The organism is Kribbella sp. CCNWLW201 (assembly GCF_037203805.1).
In the GTDB taxonomy this organism is placed as follows: domain Bacteria; phylum Actinomycetota; class Actinomycetes; order Propionibacteriales; family Kribbellaceae; genus Kribbella.
Genome location: NZ_JBBCBQ010000009.1, coordinates 71,452 through 89,366 on the forward strand (window position 1 = coordinate 71,452; position 17,915 = coordinate 89,366).

15 protein-coding genes are annotated in these 17,915 nt (G+C 68.2%); 7 read left to right on the top strand and 8 right to left on the bottom strand.

The genetic code is table 11. The features are described from left to right. The first annotated feature begins 1 nt into the window (after position 1). Complete coding sequence (locus tag V9K99_RS31020) at positions 2-910, top strand: phosphotransferase enzyme family protein (RefSeq protein WP_337008849.1); 909 nt, start codon at positions 2-4, stop codon at positions 908-910. Positions 911-1,019: 109 nt separating this feature from the next. Then, positions 1,020-1,310 carry a DUF6458 family protein gene (locus V9K99_RS31025; RefSeq protein WP_337008851.1) on the top strand — a complete coding sequence of 97 codons (291 nt, stop codon included), beginning with the start codon at positions 1,020-1,022 and terminating at the stop codon, positions 1,308-1,310. Here the strand turns inward: V9K99_RS31025 and V9K99_RS31030 are convergent. Beyond that, positions 1,307-1,795, bottom strand: a complete 489-nt coding sequence (locus V9K99_RS31030) for a GNAT family N-acetyltransferase (RefSeq protein ID WP_337008853.1) — start codon at positions 1,793-1,795, stop codon at positions 1,307-1,309. The two genes, V9K99_RS31025 and V9K99_RS31030, sit on opposite strands and share 4 nt — an antisense overlap. A 78-nt stretch (positions 1,796-1,873) precedes the next feature. On the opposite strand from V9K99_RS31030, the gene V9K99_RS31035 reads away from it, so the two are divergent. Further along, the gene (locus V9K99_RS31035; RefSeq protein WP_337008856.1) at positions 1,874-2,245 is read left to right on the top strand and encodes a nuclear transport factor 2 family protein; all 372 of its coding nucleotides are present in this window, start codon (positions 1,874-1,876) and stop codon (positions 2,243-2,245) included. On the opposite strand, the gene rny is transcribed toward V9K99_RS31035, so the two are convergent. The 3 genes from rny to V9K99_RS31050 all read right to left on the bottom strand — a co-directional run bounded on the left by rny (position 2,246) and on the right by V9K99_RS31050 (position 8,105). Further along, the gene (gene rny / locus V9K99_RS31040; protein WP_337008858.1) at positions 2,246-3,949 is read right to left on the bottom strand and encodes a ribonuclease Y; all 1,704 of its coding nucleotides are present in this window, start codon (positions 3,947-3,949) and stop codon (positions 2,246-2,248) included. It abuts the gene before it with no gap. A gap of 734 nt (positions 3,950-4,683) precedes the next feature. Next, positions 4,684-5,349, bottom strand: a complete 666-nt coding sequence (locus tag V9K99_RS31045; protein ID WP_337008859.1) for an Rv0909 family putative TA system antitoxin — start codon at positions 5,347-5,349, stop codon at positions 4,684-4,686. Positions 5,350-5,864: 515 nt separating this feature from the next. Then, positions 5,865-8,105, bottom strand: coding sequence for an excinuclease ABC subunit UvrA (locus V9K99_RS31050; protein WP_337008860.1), 2,241 nt, complete (start codon positions 8,103-8,105; stop codon positions 5,865-5,867). Positions 8,106-8,191: 86 nt separating this feature from the next. Between V9K99_RS31050 and V9K99_RS31055 the strand changes: the two genes are divergently transcribed. Then, positions 8,192-9,361 carry a helix-turn-helix transcriptional regulator gene (locus V9K99_RS31055; RefSeq protein WP_337008862.1) on the top strand — a complete coding sequence of 390 codons (1,170 nt, stop codon included), beginning with the start codon at positions 8,192-8,194 and terminating at the stop codon, positions 9,359-9,361. A gap of 314 nt (positions 9,362-9,675) precedes the next feature. Here V9K99_RS31055 and V9K99_RS31060 read toward each other — a convergent pair whose 3' ends face one another. Further along, on the bottom strand, positions 9,676-10,170 hold the full coding sequence (locus V9K99_RS31060; RefSeq protein ID WP_337008864.1) for a regulatory protein RecX: 495 nt from the start codon (positions 10,168-10,170) through the stop codon (positions 9,676-9,678). Between the two features lie 1,345 nt (positions 10,171-11,515). Next, positions 11,516-12,589 carry a recombinase RecA gene (gene recA / locus V9K99_RS31065; protein WP_337008868.1) on the bottom strand — a complete coding sequence of 358 codons (1,074 nt, stop codon included), beginning with the start codon at positions 12,587-12,589 and terminating at the stop codon, positions 11,516-11,518. A 250-nt stretch (positions 12,590-12,839) separates the two neighbouring features. Between recA and V9K99_RS31070 the strand changes: the two genes are divergently transcribed. The 3 genes from V9K99_RS31070 (at position 12,840) to V9K99_RS31080 (ending at position 16,483) form a co-directional block, all read left to right on the top strand. Beyond that, positions 12,840-13,631 carry a hypothetical protein gene (locus V9K99_RS31070; protein ID WP_337008870.1) on the top strand — a complete coding sequence of 264 codons (792 nt, stop codon included), beginning with the start codon at positions 12,840-12,842 and terminating at the stop codon, positions 13,629-13,631. Between the two features lie 32 nt (positions 13,632-13,663). Next, a complete protein-coding gene (locus V9K99_RS31075) occupies positions 13,664-14,227 on the top strand; it encodes a GrpB family protein (protein WP_337008872.1) in 564 nt (187 codons plus the stop codon). A 144-nt stretch (positions 14,228-14,371) separates the two neighbouring features. After that, positions 14,372-16,483 (top strand): MMPL family transporter, encoded by a 2,112-nt coding sequence (locus V9K99_RS31080; protein WP_337008874.1) that lies wholly within the window; start codon positions 14,372-14,374, stop codon positions 16,481-16,483. Positions 16,484-16,493: 10 nt separating this feature from the next. Here V9K99_RS31080 and V9K99_RS31085 read toward each other — a convergent pair whose 3' ends face one another. Both V9K99_RS31085 and V9K99_RS31090 read right to left on the bottom strand, forming a co-directional pair. After that, positions 16,494-16,688 (bottom strand): DUF3046 domain-containing protein, encoded by a 195-nt coding sequence (locus tag V9K99_RS31085; RefSeq protein WP_337008876.1) that lies wholly within the window; start codon positions 16,686-16,688, stop codon positions 16,494-16,496. Further along, positions 16,685-17,896 carry an LppM family (lipo)protein gene (locus V9K99_RS31090; RefSeq protein WP_337008878.1) on the bottom strand — a complete coding sequence of 404 codons (1,212 nt, stop codon included), beginning with the start codon at positions 17,894-17,896 and terminating at the stop codon, positions 16,685-16,687. Before V9K99_RS31090 ends, V9K99_RS31085 begins: the two co-directional genes overlap by 4 nt. Between the last annotated feature and the right edge of the window lie 19 nt (positions 17,897-17,915).

Genomic DNA, 17,915 nt, shown 5'->3' on the forward strand with positions numbered 1-17,915 from the left:
CGTGCTCTCCGAGCCGCGGGTGGATCGCGCGGCGCTGGTGGACGCGGTCAGGACGTCGTACGGGATCGCGGTCGACAGCCTGCGGTTCATCCCGGTCGGCTGGGCATCGGTCTGCTATCAGATCGACCAGCGGTATTTCCTGAAGCTCTGGCTCACACCGGACGACGCGGCCCAGGCAGTCGCCCGGCTGCCGGTGGTGCAGGAGCTGCACGACTCCGGCTTCCGCGCTCGAGTCCCCTACCCCGTTGCCACTCTCGACGGCCGCTTGTCCGTGTCAGCAGCGGGTGGCGTCGTCGCGTTGTTCCCGTTCCTTCCTGGTACGACGCCCGCCGGGTGGCCAAGGTGGTCCGACGACGTACTGGACGAGCTCGGCAGGGTACTGACCGACCTGCACGCGGTGACACCTCCCCTGGACCTCCCGCGTGAGGACTTCGCGATCACAGGGCTCGTGCCGAATAGGCGGCTGGCTCAGCTGCAGAGCGTCGTACGACGACTGCCGCAACGCCTCGTGCTCTGCCACACGGACCTGATCGGCGACAACCTGCTCGTCGACTCGGACGGCAGGTTGAGCGCGCTCGATTGGGACACTGCCATGCTCGCGCCACCGGAGTGCGACCTGGCCCTGTTGCTGCAAGCCGAGCAGCCTGTCGACGCGCACGCTCTCCGGCGGGTGCTTGCGATCTATCCGGCTGACGTACCGCTCGAACTGGACCTGTTCGCCTTCTTCCTGCTCCGGCGGTACGTCGCGGACTGCTCGGCGCGAGTGATGAGGCTTCAGGAGTCCGGGCTGTCGGCCGCGGACGCGGACGAGGCACGCGCGGGGATGGTCACCTGGGGATCCGCGCAGTGGTCGCGGCTGGATCGGACACTCGATCTCGTCCGGAGCGCCCTTGCCGAGCGTGGTGCATGAGGAATTGGTGTTTGGGTACCGTGAGTGAGCGGGGATTACAGAATGTCATCCTGACACCCCGCTGTGTCGTCTCCGCCCGCGGCGCTTTGCACGCCACGAAGGAGCAATCATGAGGATCGGTGCCGGCATCGGGCTGATCGCCATCGGCGCCATCATCGCCTTCGCCGTCCGGGACACGTCCGGTTGGCTGAACCTGACCGCCCTGGGCATCATCATCATGCTCGCCGGCGTGGCCGGCATCTGGGTGTCCTACCGGCTCGCCAACCCGCGCCGGCGTGGCGAGGTCAACGTGATCGACCCGGAGGTCGAGAAGCAGTACCGAACCGACCCGCCCGACCATGTGGCCGAGCGCCCGATCGACGTGACGCCGAGTCACCTGCGCGAGGAGCGACGGGACTAGCCGAGCGGCTTGAACAGGTAGTCGCACGGGTCCGCGTGCGAGCGAACAATGTTGCCTTCGGCATCCTGTTCGGTCCAGGTGTCGATCACCTGAGCGCCGTCCCACAGCTTGTAACCGAGCCGCTCGTACAGCCTGCGAGCGCCGGAGTTGTCCAGACCCACCGCCAGGCCGATCACCGGCCGGGACCAATCGGCCGCGATCGCCTCAGCCGCCCGAATGATCGCCGTACCGATGCCCTGGTTCGGGACATAAGCGTGCAATGCGTTGATCTCGACGGGGCCGAGTGCGGCCCGGACTTCGGCGTACCTCGACTGTTTGAACAGCATCGTGTGGCCGACCACTTCGCCGTCGCGGTGCGCGAGCAGGTACAGCCCGTCACCTCGTTGCTGCGTTTCCCAGCGGGCGCGGTGGTGGTGCTGGGCCGCGGGTTCGGCCGAGGCGATCAACTGGTCGACCTCTGCCTGGGTGGCAGGCCTGATGTCCATCGTCCGACCGTAGCGAGCCGGGTCGCCGCCACCAAACGGGTTTAAGGGTGGCTGAAGGGTCGGGTGGATAGTGGCTCCATGGACCGGAATCGGGAGTTGCTGGAGCGGTTGTGGCCGATGGAGGGGCAGTTGGCGCTGTCCGCCGAGGCCGAGCACGAGATGCGGGCCGAGGACTACGTGCTGGAGATGCCGCAGTCCGGTGAACGCATAGTGGGCCGGGACAAGATGCGGGCGATGCAACAGGAGTACCCGAACCCGCCGTCGATCCAGATCCTGCGCATCACCGGCGCAGGCGACCACTTCGTCGTACTGGGCCGCTCGGACTATTCCGGCGACATCTACTACGTCGCGAACGTCGTCGAGTTCCGCGACGGGCGGATCGCCCGCGAGACCCGCATCTACGGCTCGCCGTTCGATCCGCCGCAGTGGCGGGCGAAGTACGCCGACTGACTACTTCGCGACCTCGGTGGCGCGGGACTCGCGGACCACGGTGACACGGATCTGGCCGGGGTAGGTGAGCTCCTCCTCGACCTGCTTGGCGATGTCGCGCGCCATCACCTGCGCACCGATGTCGTCGACCGCGTCCGGCAGCACCATCACCCGGATCTCCCGGCCGGCCTGCATCGCGAACACCTTCTCGACCCCGTCGTGGTGCATCGCGATCTCCTCCAGCCGCTCGAGCCGCTGCACGTACGCCTCCAGCGACTCCCGCCGCGCCCCCGGCCGGCCGCCGCTCACCGCGTCCGCCGCCTGGGTCAGCACCGCCTCGACGGTCCGCACCTCGACCTCGTTGTGGTGCGCCTCGATGCAGTGCACGACGTCGTCGTCCTCGCCGTACTTGCGGGCCAGCTCCGCACCCACGATCGCGTGACTGCCCTCGGACTCATGCGTCAGCGCCTTGCCGATGTCGTGCAGGAACGCACCGCGCTTGCACAGCTTCGGATCCAGCCCAAGCTCGGCCGCCATCATCCCGGCGATGTGCGCCGACTCGATCAGGTGCTTCAGCACGTTCTGCCCGTACGACGTCCGGTAGCGCAGCAGCCCCATGGTCCGGGCCAGCTCCGGGTGCAGGTCGGTGATCCCGACCTCCGCCATCGCGTCCTCGGCGGCGCGCTCACACAGCTCGGCGACCTCGCCCTTGCTGCGTTCGTAGATCTCCTCGATCCGGCTGGGGTGGATCCGGCCGTCGAGTACCAGCGAATCCAGGGTCAGCCGTGCGGTTTCCCGCCGTACCGGATCGAAGCAGGACAGCAACACCGCCTCGGGGGTGTCGTCGATGATCAGGTTGACGCCGGTGGTCTGCTCGAACGACCGGATGTTGCGGCCCTCGCGGCCGATGATCCGGCCCTTCATGTCGTCACTCGGCAGGTGCACCACCGACACGACCGACTCGCTGGTCTGCTCCGACGCCAGCCGCTGGACGGCGCCGGTGATGATCTTGCGGGCCTTCGTCTCGCCCTCGTCCAGCGCCTGCCGCTCGATGTCGCGGACGATCGTGTGCGCGTGCCGCTTCGCCTCCGTCTCGATCGCCGCCACCAGCTCGGCCTTCGCCTGCTCGGTGGTCAGGTTCGCGACGCCCTCCAGGATCCGGCGCCGCTCGTCCTCGAGGTCGCGGATCTCGGCCTTGCGGCGGTCCAGCTCGGCCAGTTGCGCGGTCAGCTCGGTCTGGCGTTCCTCGATCGAACGGTGCTGCTCGTCGAGCCGTTCCTCACGCTCGGTCAGCCGGTGCTCACGCCGTTCCATCTCCAGCCGCTGCTCACGCAGGTCGTCCCGGATCGACTGGGCCTCGGACTCCGCTTCCCGCCGTACGTCGGACGCCCGCTGCTCGGCCTCTCGCCGTACCTCCGTCGCCCGCTCCTCCGCAGCCCGGCGGATCTCCTCGGCCCGCTGCTCGGCGGCCTCGGCCCGGACCCGCAGTACGGCGGCCTCCTCCTCGGCTTGGCGACGTACCAACTCCGCCGCGGACTTCGCGCCGGCGGCGATGGTGGCGGCCTCGAGTTTGGCGTTCGCCTCCGCGGTCACGGCGGCCGCGGTCGTGTCGGCGGCCTTCCGGCGGGAGAGGGTGAAACCGATCCAGGCAAGCAGCCCGGCGATCAGCAGTCCGATCAGAGACAGCCCGACTGACATCGCCGTCGGCAAAGCCGCGAGTGACATCGGCGTCTCCCCTCTTCGAGTCACGCACCAGGCGGGACTTTGTGGTCGGTCGAAGGGATCCACCACTGGAGCGGCCGGCTGACGGTACGGCTGACCGCACCACCGACGTACGGCGGTGCGCTGTCCGTCCGTTGCGACGGTACCTGGCGGCCCCTGGGTGTGCGTCACCCAGGCACGATGCTCTTGGCCGCCACCGTCGAACCGCGGTGCCGTCTATCCGACGGCGCTGCGAGTCGCCGTCGTCAGTCCTTCAGCTCGGTCGAGCGTAGTGTCGTGTTCTTCCGGCCGGTCGGCCGGCGATCAACCGGCCTGCCGGTGCTATACCTGCCACCGTCAGGTGGAGTGATCCCTTACTGATTCCGAGGCTAGGCGTGCCCCACCACCCGGTCAAGACGGACACTCCCACGCCACCCGACCATCACAGCAGGCACTGAAACCAACGTTCTCCGTCATCCTGCGACCCGGTCGCACCAGCAGACCACCACCCCCGCTGGTCTACTCCAGAACGCCGCCACACAACGGACCCGGTCCGGGCGACGCGACCGGTGGCACGGACGCGGCCCGGCTGGCGCGACCCGCACTCCGGACGTGGTCCGGGCGACGCGACCTGTGCTAAGGCCGTGGTCCGGGCGACGCGACCTGTGCTGAGGCCGTGGTCCGGGCGACACGACGGGCACTCCGGACGCGGTCCGGGTGGTGCGACCGGTACGTGGTCCGGGTGCTGCGGACCTGGGCTACGGACGTGGTCCGGGCAGGCCGCCTTCGGATTCGCTGGGTGACTCGTCGCTGTCGGTCGAGCCGGTGACGGTGCCGCCGGTCTGGGTACCTTCGAGGACCGAACCGGCCGAACTCGCCGGCTCTGACGACGGGTCAGGCGCATCGCCTCCCACGACTCTCCCGCCGGCTTCCGGATCACCGCCGGTGGCCTCACTCCCGGCCCGGCCCGACGTACCCGCCTGCCCCGAAGCCTCTGGAGCCCCATCGTCAGGACCCGATTCGCTTTCTGCGCTCGCGGTCCCGGCCTCACTGCCAGACGCGTGCGACTCCTCGGCACGTGCCGACGACTCACCGCCGGATGCCTCGTCGCCAGCCTGCTGCTCCGCGGTCGACGCTTCCCCACGGGTCGCCTCGGTCGCCTCGCCGGTCGCCCCGGTCGTCGCCTCGCCTGCGGACCCGGTGGTGTCGGTGGGTGCCGGCTGGGCTGGTGGGTTCTCGGAGGTCTGTGAATCGACGTAGGTGCCGACCTTCTGCTGGACAGTGTCGACCTTGTCGGCGTACTTGCCGCCAGTCTGCTTGTCGATCAGATCGCCGGCCTTCTCCACGCCGGCCTTGATCTTGTCCGGGTTCTGCTTGACGACGTTCCGGAGCCAGTTCTTCGCCTGTTCCTGGAAATCGTTCATTGCACCCTCCGCGGTGTCAGGGGCGGATCGACCGAAAATGCCAGCCTACGGACCGGCCCAAACACCGGCCCCACTTCGGATGACACACCGTCAACCCCCACCCGTCAACGCCCCTCGCCGCCCACACCCCCACCGATTCCCCACGCCTCCCCCAACCACCGTCTCCCCCGGGCACCCCAGCCCGCACTCCTCCCCCCACCCACCGTCTCCCCCGGGGCATCCCAGCACCCGCACCCACTACCCGAACCTCCGTTTCCACCGCCCGAGTCCACCGCACATCCACCGCCGCGCCGTGCTCACCACAACCACCGCCCACGTGCGCTACTCCACCACCCGGCCCAGAGCAGGTCGGCCACCGCGCACATCAACCCACTCCTTGCCTCGCCTCGGCCCAGAGCACCCCACTCCACACAGCCACTTACGCTGCTGGCCCTGCGACCACAGTCCGCGCACGGCGTCCGTCGTACAGCTGGTTCTCTGTCCACCGCCGTACCGGAACCTTGTGATGCAGCGGCTCACCGGCCTCCTGTCAGGGCTGTGCTGGTGGGGGTTGCAGGATGGGTGTAGTTGGCCGGGTGACCCTCGTAGAGGAGGGTGCCGCCGTGGCGACCTGGGCCTGGGCCCAGGTCGATCAGCCAGTCGGCCTGGCGGATGACGTCGAGGTTGTGTTCGACCACGACCACTGTGTGACCGTGGTCGACCAGGCTGTCGAGGACGTGCAACAGCATGTCGATGTCGCTCAGGTGAAGCCCTGTCGTCGGCTCGTCGAGTACGTACGTGGTCGGCTGCTCCGCCTGCCGAAGCTCCTTCGCGATCTTCACCCGCTGGCACTCGCCGCCCGACAGTGTGTTCAACGACTGCCCCAACCGCAGATACCCCAACCCGACCGCCGCCAACTGATGCAGAGCGCGCGAGATGCCCGCGTCGGGCAGTCGACCAATGGCTTCGTCGATGGTGAGCTCGTCAACGTCGGCGATGGAAAGCCCGTTCACCTTGTGCGCGAGAACCTCCGGAGTGAAGCGGCGTCCGTGACAGGTCTCGCAGACAACCTCCTGCCCCTCCATGAACGCCAGGTCGGTGTAGATGACCCCCAGCCCCTTGCAGTCAGGGCAAGCTCCCGCCGAGTTGGCGCTGAACAGAGCGGCAGGTACGTCGTTGTGCCGGGCAAACAACTTGCGAATCGCCGGCGCGATGCCGGTGTAGGTGATTGGCGTCGACCGTCGATTGGTACTGACCGGCTTCTGGTCGATCACCACCGCGGAGTGCTGGGCCACCAACTCCTCCGCCAGGCTGGACTTCCCAGAACCGGCCACACCGGTCAGCACACTCATCACGCCCGTGGGAAAGCTCACGGTCACGCTCTGCAGATTGTTGCGGCTGGCATCCACCACGGTCAGCTTCCCGTGACCGCGCCGCGGAGCAGCCTTCAGCGGCCGCTGCCGAGCCAACGCCTGACCAGTAGACGTGCCGGCGTTACGGAGCTCCGCGAACGTCCCTTGAAACACCAGTCGCCCACCCGCGTTACCCGCCTCGGGACCGACCTCGATGATCTGATCCGCGTGCGCCATCACCGCCGGATCGTGCTCGACGACCAGGACGCTGTTGCCGCTGTCGCGAAGCCGTTCCAGCAGCTCGATCATCGACTCCACATCATTCGGATGCAGCCCGACGGTCGGCTCGTCCACGACATACGTCATCTCAGTCAAACTGGACCCGAGGTGCTTAACCGTCTTGATCCGCTGCGACTCACCACCGGACAAGGTCGTCGTTGCCCGAGACAACGTCAGATACCCGAGCCCGATCGTGACCATCGCCTCCAGCCGCGCCACCAACGCAGCGACCACCGGTACGACGCCCGCCGCATCGACCGTGCGTACGACGTCGACGAGTTCGGTGATCTCGAGTCGCGACAGTTCACCAATCGTGTGGCCGAGCACGGTCGCCGTCCGCGCAGCCTGGTTGAGGCGGTCGCCGACGCAGTCCGGGCAGGTCTCGGAGCGGGTGAACTTGCGAATGGCGTCCTGTTTCCGCTCGGACAGGTTGTCGGAGGTGTGCAGGTAGATCCGCTCGAATCGTTCGACCACCCCCTCGTACTCCTTCGGGAGCTTCCGGCCCAGCTCGGCTGCGACGTGGCCGCCGTACAGCAGAGCCTGCCGTTCCGACTCGGTCCACTCGCGCAGTGGAGTGTCGGCGTCGAACGTGCCGATGTCGGCGTACTGGGAGTACCAGTAGCCGCCGTTGCCGAATCCCGGGAGCAGGATGGCCCCGGCGGCGAGTGATTTGTCCAGGTCCAGGAAGTGTTCGACGGCGCTCACCACCACCTCGCCGAGCCCGGAGCAGCTCGGGCACATGCCGACCGGATCGTTGAACGAGAAGTGGTTCGACTCACCGACGTACGGCTCGCTGAGACGGGAGAACAGCAACCGCAGGTAGGTCCACGCGTCCGTGATGGTGCCGACTGTCGAGCGTGCGTTGCCGCCGATCCGCCGCTGGTCGATGACGATCACGGGCGTCAGGCCGCCGATGTGCTCGACCTCCGGACGCGTCCACTTCGGCAGCCGGTTCCGGGCGAACGGCGGGAACGTCTCGTTGAGTTGATAGCCCGCCTCCGCGGCGATCGTGTCGAACACGAGCGACGACTTGCCCGAACCGGATCTGCCGACGAACACCACCAACTGATTCCGCGGGATGTCGAGGTCCAGGTCGGCCAGGTTGTTCGTCCGGGCTCGGCGGAGAGTGATGGTTCCCCTGGTCATTTCGTCTGTCATTCGCGGCGTCATGCTCACGACGCTACGAGCAGATGTGGCCGGATTCTGGCCGCATTTGCTGCGATGATCGGACCATGGCCGATGTGACCGCACGCATGCTGGCCCTGCTGTCGACCTTGCAGACAGGCCGGCCGTTCAGCGGGGACGAGCTGACCCGCCGGCTCGGCGTCAGTCCACGGACCCTGCGACGCGACGTCGACCGACTCCGCGGCTACGGCTACCCGGTCGAGACCCAGCCCGGCCCCGGCGGCTACTACCGCCTCGCCGCCGGCCGCACCATGCCGCCACTAGTCCTCGACGACGACGAGGCCGTCGCAACCCTCCTAGCCTTAGCATCCCTAGCCGCAGTCGGCCCCGCCGCGGCCGGATCTGCCGCGGCCCGATCTGCCGCGACCGGACCTGGCGCGACCGGACCTGGCTCAGCCGTACCTGACGCGGCCACGTCTGGTCCACCAACGTCTGGCCCGGTCGGATCCGGGTCAGACAGTCGTGGCGCGGCCGGATCTGGCTCGGTCGGACTTGGCGCAACTGGATCTGGCGGGGTGGGATCTCGTGGGGTCGGGTCGTCGAGTGAAGGCGGGATCGACGACGCCGCGACGCGTGCCTACGGCAAGCTGGATCAGTTCCTGCCGGCGCGGCTTCGTGGGCGGGCGATGTCGGTCCGCTCGAGTCTCGAGACGAGTCACCAGCCGGCGCCGATCGTGACGACCGAACAACTCGGACTGGTCGCCGAGGCGATCGCTCACCTCGAGACGATCTCCTTCAACTACGAGAACGCTCGCGGCATACAAGCACTCCGGCGAGTCGAGCCCTATCGCCAAATTCACCACATGCTGCGGTGGTACCTGCTGGCATGGGATCTCGACCGTGACGACTGGCGCGTCTTCCGCCTGGACCGGATGACCGACCTCCTCCGCACCGGTACGCCGTACGACCCGCGCCCCCTCCCCGCCGAGTCAGCCGCGGACTACCTCCGCCAAGGAATCAACCGCCACAAGCAAACGATCAGCCTCGTAGTCGACGCACCCGCAGCGGCAGTCATGGACGCACTGCGCTACCAGGACGCCGAGATCCAACCCATCGACGCCCACCAAACCAACGTCACCCTGGCCATCGACTCCTGGCAGTGGCTGATCCTCAACCTCGCCTTCCTCGACGCCGACTTCCACTTCCCCGCCAACAGCCCCTTCACCCCCGCCTGCCAAACCTTCGCCCACCGCCTCCTAACCGCCGCCACCCGTTAACCACTCCACACCCCCACCGCGCGCCGGGTGGACCCACCGGTCGACTCGCTCGAGCAAACACCGACCGACCTCCCGCCCACCGGCTTCCAGCACCCGCAAGCTGCCCATCCCGCCAACTTCCCGCAGGACCCCGCCGGCTTCGCCCAGCGGTGGCGACCAGCAGGCGGCCGGGATCTACCGGCGCACTGCTGGATCAGCAGGACGAGGTCTCCGCCCAGGTCGGCTCAGGCTGCGGCGCGCCTTTGGGTCAAGAGCCGGTCGGGCGGGTCCAACCGTCGACCCCACCGGCGGCGGCAGCAGGCGGCGAGCCCGGGCTAGTCGGGTTCTATGCCTGAGGGGTCGAGGAGGGGGAGTTCTTCGTGGGAGGCGGATAGTTCTTGTTTGACTACTTGGTAGGCCAGGCCGCCGGGGTAGCCCTTGCGGGCGAGCATGCCGAGGAGGCGACGCATGGCGACCTGGCGGTCGAGGGAGCGCATCGAGGGCAGCTTGCGACGGACCAAGGCCCGAGCAGTTTCCTCTTCCTGGTCGGAATCAAGCTCGTCCAACGCGTCTCGGGCGAGTTGGTCGTCGACGCCTCGGCGACGCAGCTCCTGAGCCAGGGCGCGTTTGCCGAGTCCGCGACCGCGATGTCGCGACTCGACCCAGGCGTTGGCGAACGCCGCGTCGTCGATCAGCCCGACCTCGATGAATCGGTCGAGTACTTCGTCGGCCACGTCGTCCGGGATCTCCCGCTCGGCCAGCAGATCAGCCAACTCGGCTCGCGTCCTCGGCTGGCCGGTCAGCTTGTCCAGCAGGATCGTCCGCGCCACCGAATGTGGATCCGCCCCCTGATCCAGCACAGGATCCGCAGGCACCTCCGGCCCATCCGCCTTACGCCGCCGAGAACCCCCACCCCCAAACTGCCGCCGCCGCACCCCAGACCGCCGACTCGCAGTCCCACTCCCAGAACCCGCACTCCCAGCCCCAGGAACCGCACTCCCAGCCCTAGGATCCTCAGTCCCAGGTTCAGGGCCCACAGCCTCGCGAATCCCGGCATCACTCGCGCCTGCAGATCCGCCCCTCGAGTCCTCACGTGCAGTCCTCGCCGTACTCACACCTGAGCCACCACGGCCTTCTCCCCCAGCCGCACCCGCCGACTGGACCGCGCCAGCTGACGGGTCAGTCCCCACAGCGCGAGTGGTCCTACCTTGACCGCGCGCTGGAGGCGAGTCAAACGCGTCGTCGGCGGCGCCATGTCGGACTCCGGATTCATGTGCTCGCGGTGCAGGTGCTTCCGGTGCGCTTGGCTCCGACAAGTTGCCGGACATCACGTCAGGAGTTTCGCCCCAAGGGTCGGCCGGCTGCGTGACCGAGATGCGAGCTTGGGCAGGCGGGTTCCGGGGCTGGTGATTGTTTGGGGTCTTGGTGGTGTTCGGTGGCTCGTCGGGCTTGGGGGTTTGCCTGGTTGGGCGTCGGGCCGGGTTGGGCTCGGGTGTATCGGCGGCGAAGGCGGTTGCTTCTGCGAGGCGGTCAGCGGTGAGTGCCGCGGATGTTCGGGTGATCGCGGAGTCGTCCAGGTCGCCCCAAGGGTCGACGGGTCGGGCCGAGCCGCGTTTGGTTGAGGTCCGGGGACGCTGTCGTGCGGCGCCTTCCGCTTCCTCGGTGCCGCTGGCGACGTCTTCTGTGTCTGCCCATGGGTCGACGGTCCCGGCGGTTCGCCTGATTCTGCCTGCGCGGGATCGCGAGGGCGTTGCGTCCGACATGTCCTCGTCGGCGAACGGATCCGACCACGGGGCGGTCAGGTGCGCGTCGGCGTCACGGTCGCCGGACGGTGTGCTGCTGGGGTTGCGTTGGGCCGAACGGCGGCCGGTGCTTCGCGAAGAGCTCTGACGTTCGGCGCTGGATGATGCCGTGTCCACTCCGGATGCAGCCGCCGCTCGACTCGGTGCCGCCGCTCGCCCGGATGATCTCGGGGCTCGGCCCGAGGTTGGTGTGGCTTCTCCGGGTGATGCCGCCGTCCGGCTGGAGGTTGCTGGACCTGCACCGGGTGCGTCCGGGCCGCAGGCCAGGAGTTGTCGGGCCAGGGCCAGGCGGTCGGCGTGGGGTAGGGACAGGGCCGCGGGGGCAGCGTCGTCGGCTGTGGGCCGACGCGCGCTGCCGTCCGCAGTGGGTCGATCAGAAGTCGACATCGACCTCGGCCGTGGCGGCCTCGTCGACCGGCTTGTCCAGCGTCGGGCCGATGCCCATCTTCTCCTTGATCTTCTTCTCCAGCTCGTTGGCCAGGTCGGGGTTGTCGCGCAGGAAGTTCCGCGCGTTCTCCCGGCCTTGGCCGAGCTGGTCGCTCTCGTAGGTGAACCAGGCGCCGGCCTTGCGGACGAAGCCCTGCTCCACGCCGAGGTCCAGCAGGCTGCCCTCGCGGCTGATGCCCTGGCCGTAGATGATGTCGAACTCGGCCTGCTTGAACGGCGGGGCCACCTTGTTCTTCACGACCTTGACCCGGGTCCGGTTGCCGACGAAGTCGGTGCCGTCCTTGAGCGACTCGATCCGGCGCACGTCCAGCCGGACCGAGGCGTAGAACTTCAGCGCCCGGCCACCGGTCGTGGTCTCCGGCGAGCCGAACATGACGCCGATCTTCTCGCGCAGCTGGTTGATGAAGATCGCCGTCGTCCCGGTGCCGTTGACCGCACCGGTCATCTTCCGCAGCGCCTGGCTCATCAGCCGGGCCTGCAGACCGACGTGGCTGTCACCCATCTCGCCCTCGATCTCGGCTCGCGGCACCAGCGCGGCCACCGAGTCGATCACGACGATGTCGATCGCGCCGGAGCGGACCAGCATGTCGGCGATCTCCAGCGCCTGCTCACCGGAGTCCGGCTGCGAGACCAGCAGCGCGTCGGTGTCGACGCCCAGCTTCCGCGCGTAGTCCGGGTCGAGCGCGTGCTCGGCGTCGATGAACGCCGCGATACCGCCGGCCCGCTGGGCGTTCGCCACCGCGTGCAGGGCGACCGTCGTCTTACCCGAGGACTCCGGGCCGTAGATCTCCACCACCCGGCCGCGTGGCAGACCGCCGATCCCCAGCGCGACATCGAGCGCGATCGACCCGGTCGGGATGACCTCGATCGGGGCCCTGCCCTGCTCGCCCAGCCGCATCACCGCGCCCTTGCCACACTGCCGCTCGATCTGCGTCAGCGCGGTCGCCAGCGCCTTCTCCCGGTCCGCCGCCGCGCGTTCCGCACTCGCTGCACCAGCCATGTGACTGCCACCTGACCCATCTACGTATCGGGGCCGCTGTCCCAGCCGCCCGAAGGATTTCCTTGTCGCCAGAGAAGGTACGGGTTGGGTCGGACAGTTTTCGTCGCCACTTCGAAGCTGTGGACAAACTCGGCCGTCCCGGGGCACCTTCAGGAGACCAAACTATCCCGAACACGTGTTCGAATCGCAACTGACACGCCGAAGTTGCCCTGGCAACGATCGTGGCCCGCCGACTCCCTACCCTTGCGGCGTGGCAGACCGTGCAGACATCCCCGACTCCGCCGTCATCCTGGCACTCAGCCGGGTCGAGTTCGGGATCGATTCCGTGCTCGACGCGCTCCGTTCCCAGGACCCGTTCGGCATCCGCAGCCTCCTCGCCGACTACTCCGCCCAGGAGATGCCCAATCTGGCCGAGAAGGGCCTGATCCTGGCGATCGACCGGCTGCTGAAGATGAAGGTGCCGGGGCACGCCGAGTGGCCGACGCTGCCGCTGGCGGAGCGCTGCGACTGGTGGGTGGAGCGGCTCGGCGGGTTCGCCGCCGTGGTCGCGGGCCTCCCCCGGATCAGCGGCGCGGCCGCCGACTACCTGCCGATCAAGGACACCCTCGGTGCGGCCGTCCAGGCCATGGTCATCGGGGCAGTCTGCCGCGAGTACGGCGTCGAGGCGCATGCCGACCGTACGGCGATCATCGCGCGGGTACTCACCGCCCGGCCGATCACACCGGACGAGGTGCTCAAGTACGACGACCCCACCTCGGCCGGCCAGGACGTCGCCAAGCAGTTGGGGCTCTCTGACGAGTCGGACGAGGCAGGACTGCGGCAGGGCATTCGGCTGGTCTGGCGGATCAGCAAGCTGTTCGGTGGCCTGGGCGAGGTGTTCGAGGATCGCCCGCGCGGCAGTCTCGGCGCCAGGTTCATCGGCCGGATGCCCGCTGTCGGAGTGGTCGGCGGCTTCTTCGACGAACGCAAGGGCATCCGCAAAGCGGCGTACGCCGCCGCCGATCTCCTCACCACCAGCGCGTTCCGGGTCAAGCCCGTCTAGAGGGCGACGGCCCGGACTGGGATGATCTCGGCATGACTGGGATCGTCATCGTGAGGGCGGACGAGAGTTGGCCGGCGCAGTACGAGAAGACGGCTGCTGTCGTGAGCCAACTGCTCGGGGAGACAGCGCAGCGGATCGACCACATCGGGTCGACGTCCGTACCGCGGCTGGCGGCCAAGGACATCCTCGACATCCAGGTGACGGTCGGGACCGAGCCTGAGCTGGACGACGTGGTCGAGCGGATGATCGCGGCCGACTGGGAGGTCCGGCCGCCCAGACGGGACCACCCAGTGCCCGGTCTGCCCGCCGATGACCTGCAGTGGGTCAAGCGTCTCCTGGTCGAGCCGATGTACCGGCGGCGAGTGAACCTGCACGTCCGGGTCGCCGGTCGGGCCAACCAGCGCTATGCCCTGCTGTTCCGGGACTACCTGCGTAGCCACCCGGAGACGGCGGCCGCGTACGGCGAGTTCAAGCGCCGGGCAGCCGCGCTGCCGCTCGAGTCCGTCGGCGACTACTCCGACTTGAAGGACCCGGTCTGCGACCTCATCTATCTGCCCGCGGAGGAGTGGGCCGCCCGCACAGGCTGGACTCCCTGACCTCTGGGGCAAGGAAACACAGGGTGAGGGCAGCACTACTGAGTGGTCGTTGACCCTGTCCGGGTTCAGCCCTCAGGCTGGATCGGGGGTGCGTCGTGGACAGTCCAACGTACGGGCGGGCGTCCCCCAGGGGGCGTGGTTCTGGTGGGTGGAGCAGGACGGCTGGCGGCGTTGCCATGCGGCAAGATTTCCAAGTGGATCGTGTTGGCACTGTGGATCGTCGCCATGGCGGTGTCCTTCGGTCCAGCCAGCAAGCTGACCGGTGCGCAGGAGAACGATGCGGTCTCCTGGCTACCCGGGAAGGCCGAGTCCACCGAGGTGCTGAAGGCGACGCAGCAGTTCTCGTCACCTGACGAGATCCCCGCGGTCCTGATCTACGAGCGATCAGCCGGCATCACTCCTGCTGACCAGGAAGCGGTCGCGCGCCATGCGACGCAGTACGCGCAACTGCAAGACGTCGACCGCGAAGTGATCGGGCCGATCCCGTCGGAGGACGGCAAGGCGCTGCAGGTGCTCGTACCTATCAACGCCGGTTCCGGCGGCTGGGAGACGATTGGCGAGCGGGCAGAAGACATCAGGCAGGTGGCAGCCGACCGCCCGGACGGCTTGTCGTTCCACGTCACTGGCCCCGGTGGCTTCGCGGCTGACTCGCAGGAGGCATTTGCCGGCATCGACGGCAAACTCCTGTACTCCGCTGCAGCCGTCGTGATCGTCATCCTCTTGCTGACCTATCGCAGCCCCGTGCTCTGGTTGCTGCCACTGTTCTCTGCCGGAGTGGCGCTGTTCGCCGCGCAGGCAGTCATCTACTACCTGGCGACCGAGGCGGACCTGACTGTCAACGCCCAGAGCGCAGGCATCCTCACAGTCCTTGTGTTCGGTGCAGGGACGGACTATGCCCTGCTACTGGTCGCCCGCTACCGCGAAGAGCTCAGGAGACACGAGGACCGGCACGAGGCCATGGCGTTCGCGCTGCACCGGTCCGGTCCAGCAATCATCGCCTCTGGATCCACTGTGGTGGCAGGCATGCTCTGCCTGCTGTTCGCCTCCATGAACTCGACCCGCGGCCTCGGTCCGGTCGCAGCGGTCGGCGTTGTCATCGCACTGGCCGCCATGCTGACCCTGCTGCCCGCACTGCTGGTCATCTGCGGCCGCTGGGTGTTCTGGCCGCTGCGGCCGACGTACGGGTCCGACGACCACACCGAGACGAGTGTGTGGGGTCGCATCGGGCGACGGATCGCCGTACGACCGCGTCTGACCTGGATCACCACCACCATCGTCCTGGCCATCGCTGCACTCGGCATTCTGCGGTTGGACCCGAACGGACTCAGCAACGAGGAGTCCTTCGTCGGTACGCCGGACTCAGTGGTCGGCGAGAAGATACTTGCCGCCCACTTCCCCGCCGGCGCGGGCAACCCGCTGGTCGTGGTCAGCAAGGCGGACAAGGCAGCAGAGGTCCGTACGGCGATGTCCTCGACGCAAGGTATCGCCGCAGTGGCCGAACCGCGGGTCGGCGGCGGATTGGCCTACATAGAGGCGACGATGACGGACGCGGCGGACACTCAGGCCGCGAAGGACACCGTGGATCGGGTCCGCACCGCCGTCCACGCAGTACCGGGAGCCGACGCGCTGGCCGGTGGTGGAGCCGCGATTCTGCTGGACACGCAGCGAGCGGCCGACCGCGACAACTGGGTGATCATCCCCGTGGTGCTCGCGGTGGTGCTGCTGATCCTCGCGTTGTTGCTGCGCTCGTTGTTCGCCCCGGTGTTGCTGGTGGCAACGGTCGTGCTGTCGTTCGGCGCGGCGCTGGGGATCAGCGCGCTGCTGTTCGACCTGGTGCTCGGGTTCGGCGGCACGGACGTGTCACTGCCGCTGTTCGTGTTCGTCTTCTTGGTTGCCTTAGGCATCGACTACAACATCTTCCTGATGACCCGGGTGCACGAGGAGGCGAAGACGCACGGCACCCGGCGCGGCGCGCTGATCGGCGTCGCCGCGACCGGTGGCGTGATCACGTCGGCCGGGCTGGTGCTGGCCGGGACGTTCGCGGTGCTGGCGACGCTGCCGGTGGTGGCGTTCGCCGAGATCGGCATCGCGGTGGCGCTCGGTGTCCTGCTGGACACCATCGTGGTCCGCTCTGTGCTGGTGACGGCACTGAACCTCGACATCGGCCGGCACCTGTGGTGGCCGAGCAAGCTGGCGAAGCAACGCGATCCGGAGCCGGCCGACGACGTGGCGGAACCGGAGCTGACAACCACCTGAGCGGCGGCGGTCAGCGGTCGCTGGGCGGGAGTTGCAGGTGCGCCCAGACGGCACGCCAGACAGTCTTGGCGTGCTCGCCGTCAGCCAGGGCCTCGACTACCGTACGGCCGCCGAGTTCCCCGACGACCTGGGTCTCGGCCCAGGTCCGTGCATAGGCGGGACCGAGATGTTGATCCATCCGGTCCCAGAACTCCGTCAGTCTCATGCCTGCCCGTCGTCGTCCTTCGGTGGCTGTCCCCAACCGCCCTGTGAACCATCCTGGCCCTGCTGAGGCGGCGCCGGCGGACGGTTCTGCTGCTGCGGACCCCAACCACCTTGTGGCTGTTGCCCTGGTTGACCCTGGCCCTGCTGCGGTTGGCCGGGCTGCTGTCCCCATCCGCCCTGTCCCTGCTGAGGCGGTTGCCCTTGCGGGGGCTGCCCCTGCGGACCCCACTGGCCTTGCCCCGGCTGAGGCTGTCCAGGGTACTGCGGCCGACCAGGCTGTCCGGAGTACGGCGCCTGACCCGGCTGGCCCTGACCCGGCTGCCCGCCGTACGGCCCGGGCTGACCCGGCTGGCCGCCGTACGGGCCTGGTTGTCCGGGTTGACCGCCGTACTGGCCGGGCTGTCCGCCGTACTGGCCGGGCTGTCCGCCGTACTGACCACCCGGACCGGGCTGCTGCGCGTACCCCGGCTGTCCCGGGTACTGCCCCTGCTGACCGCCGTACTGCGGGCCCCACTGGCCCGGCTGTGGCTGGCCCGGGTACTGACCGTACTGCCCGTAGCCCTGCTGAGCTTTGGCCTTGCGACTACGCAGTACGAAGAAGACGGCAGCACCCGCCACCAGCAACACCAGCACGACGATCAGGATGATCGCCCAGAGCGGGAAGCTGCTGCCCGCCTCGGAGGTCAGCGAGACGCTGCCGAGCTTGTCGAGGCTGTCGTACGTCGCCGTCCGCCCGTCGACCTTTGCACCGGCGTCATGGTCGGTGATCTTGCCGGGCATGGTGATCTTGAAGTTCACCGAGGGCTGACTGCCGGACGGCACGTTGCCGCCGAGGTTCGGCACCTTGACCGTGACCTTGACCTTGTCGCCCTCCTTGCGGAAGCTGACGCCCTCGCCGCTCGAGCTGCCCATCTTGTCGAAGGGCACGCTCTCGAAGGTGCAGTTGGAACCGATGTACCGCTCGTCGTCGAACGCCTTGCAGGTGACCCCGTCGGTGGTGGTCTCCTTGATCCCGTCCTCGATCCGCTCCCGGACCTTGTCGAGCGACTGGCCGCTGGCTTCCAGCAGCTGCTTGTCGACCCCGATCTGCATGTTGCCCGAGACGGTCTCGTTGGAGCTCACCTTCAGGTCGGCGTCGAGTTTCACGCACCCGGTCAGGGCGACCAGGCACGCCACGACGACGAGCGCTGCACGTACGCGGTTCATCATGCCGTCGATCATTCCAGAA

Coding starts and splice junctions, on each gene's coding strand:
- recA (WP_337008868.1), bottom strand. CDS start 12,589: ATGGCTGGTGCAGCGAGTGCGGAACGCGCGGCGGCGGACCGGGAGAAG.
- V9K99_RS31025 (WP_337008851.1), top strand. CDS start 1,020: ATGAGGATCGGTGCCGGCATCGGGCTGATCGCCATCGGCGCCATCATC.
- V9K99_RS31055 (WP_337008862.1), top strand. CDS start 8,192: ATGGCCGATGTGACCGCACGCATGCTGGCCCTGCTGTCGACCTTGCAG.
- V9K99_RS31090 (WP_337008878.1), bottom strand. CDS start 17,896: ATGATGAACCGCGTACGTGCAGCGCTCGTCGTCGTGGCGTGCCTGGTC.
- V9K99_RS31085 (WP_337008876.1), bottom strand. CDS start 16,688: ATGAGACTGACGGAGTTCTGGGACCGGATGGATCAACATCTCGGTCCC.
- V9K99_RS31075 (WP_337008872.1), top strand. CDS start 13,664: ATGACTGGGATCGTCATCGTGAGGGCGGACGAGAGTTGGCCGGCGCAG.
- V9K99_RS31035 (WP_337008856.1), top strand. CDS start 1,874: ATGGACCGGAATCGGGAGTTGCTGGAGCGGTTGTGGCCGATGGAGGGG.
- V9K99_RS31050 (WP_337008860.1), bottom strand. CDS start 8,105: ATGACCAGGGGAACCATCACTCTCCGCCGAGCCCGGACGAACAACCTG.
- V9K99_RS31045 (WP_337008859.1), bottom strand. CDS start 5,349: ATGAACGATTTCCAGGAACAGGCGAAGAACTGGCTCCGGAACGTCGTC.
- rny (WP_337008858.1), bottom strand. CDS start 3,949: ATGTCACTCGCGGCTTTGCCGACGGCGATGTCAGTCGGGCTGTCTCTG.
- V9K99_RS31030 (WP_337008853.1), bottom strand. CDS start 1,795: ATGGACATCAGGCCTGCCACCCAGGCAGAGGTCGACCAGTTGATCGCC.